At 44.0% G+C, this 1,406-nt stretch carries 2 protein-coding genes; both read left to right on the forward strand.

Annotation, left to right across the window (positions count from 1 at the left end; genetic code table 11):
* Positions 1-168 precede the first annotated feature (168 nt).
* On the forward strand, positions 169-1,119 hold the full coding sequence (locus tag QUB04_RS31995; RefSeq protein WP_333290692.1) for a transposase: 951 nt from the start codon (positions 169-171) through the stop codon (positions 1,117-1,119).
* Positions 1,120-1,142: 23 nt separating this feature from the next.
* Positions 1,143-1,391 (forward strand): zinc ribbon domain-containing protein, encoded by a 249-nt coding sequence (locus QUB04_RS32000; RefSeq protein ID WP_333143582.1) that lies wholly within the window; start codon positions 1,143-1,145, stop codon positions 1,389-1,391.
* Positions 1,392-1,406 lie beyond the last annotated feature (15 nt).

Consider the following 1,406-nt stretch of genomic DNA (forward strand, 5'->3'; position numbering starts at 1 on the left):
ATCCATGCCTCTACCATCTGGGTAACAGTTTGTTCTCTCGCCGCCGCGACCGCCCTCAGTTTACTGAGATGTTTCTCCGATAGTCGAATGTGAAGATTTTTATCTGTGATTGTGCGTGTTGCTAACGCGAACACAATTATGCTATCGTAATTTTCAAGGAGGGCAACCATGAGAACGGCTTACCAGTACAAATTACGTCCAACCAAACAACAGGTAGTTGAGCTAGACAGATGGCTGTCAATGCTGCGTTCGCAGTACAATTATCTGTTGGCTGACAGATTTACTTGGTACGAACAAAACCGTTCTGCTGTTAATGCTTGTCCTCTCGTTTGCTATCTACCTGAACTGCGGGACAATCCCGATTATTACTCGCAAAAGAAAACGTTACCTCAACTCAAGAAAACTCATCCTTGGTATAGCGAGATTTATTCGCAAGTCCTTCAAGATGTGGTTAAAAGAGTTAAGGTAACGTTTGACCGTTTTCTCAAAGGCGATATCAATGGAAAGCGTAGCGGTAAACCTCGTTTCAAGGGTCGCAATCGCTATCGTACTTTTACTTATCCGCAGGTAAAAGAGGAATGTTTGCAGGGCAACTTGATTAACTTACCGATGTTCGGCAAAGTTAAAGTCGTCTTGCATCGTCCTATCCCTGACGGGTATAAAATCAAAACCGCATCTGTGACTAAAAAAGCAGATGGCTATTACTTGACGCTCTCATTAGAAGATCAAACGGTTCCAGAGATCAAGCCGGACTTTAATCCTGATTCAATAACAGGTATTGATGTAGGACTGAAGGAATTCTTAACAACTTCTGATGGCGAAACAGTCGCGATTCCTCAATATTACCGCAAAGCTCAAAAACGTCTGCGAGTTGCTCAAAAACGAGTTTCACGACGCAATTCGTGCAGCAACCGGAGGAAGAAGGCAGTCAAGCAGTTAGGGAAGTGCCACAAAAAAGTAGCTGATAAGCGTAAAGATTTCCATTTCAAGACAGCGAATTGGCTGTTATCAAAATATGACGTAATCGCGCACGAGGATTTAAACGTCAAAGGTCTAGCTCGTACAAAATTAGCTAAATCTGTGTTGGACGCTGGGTGGTCAAGCAATAGTCGATTCTAACAAACAAAGCCGTAAATGCTGGTTTGCTAGCTATCCCAGTAAGCGCCTACAATACTTCACAAGATTGTTCTAATTGCGGTAAGAAAGTCCCGAAAAAGCTGCATATTCGTTGGCACGATTGCCCTCATTGTGGGTGCAGTCTCGACCGCGACCATAATGCAGCAATTGTGATTAAAAATAGAGCGGTGGGGCATTCCGTTCTTAAAGCCAAGAGCCTCCTAAGCGATAGCCGGATTGTCTTGGAAGCCCACACTATATCCGCTTCGGATTAGTGTGGGAGATGTCAC

This window comes from Microcoleus sp. D2_18a_B4 (genome assembly GCF_036702475.1).
Taxonomy (GTDB): Bacteria; Cyanobacteriota; Cyanobacteriia; order Cyanobacteriales; family Microcoleaceae; genus Microcoleus.

Excerpts from the sequence above, each read along its gene's own strand:
- QUB04_RS31995 (WP_333290692.1), top strand. The coding sequence starts at position 169 with ATGAGAACGGCTTACCAGTACAAATTACGTCCAACCAAACAACAGGTA.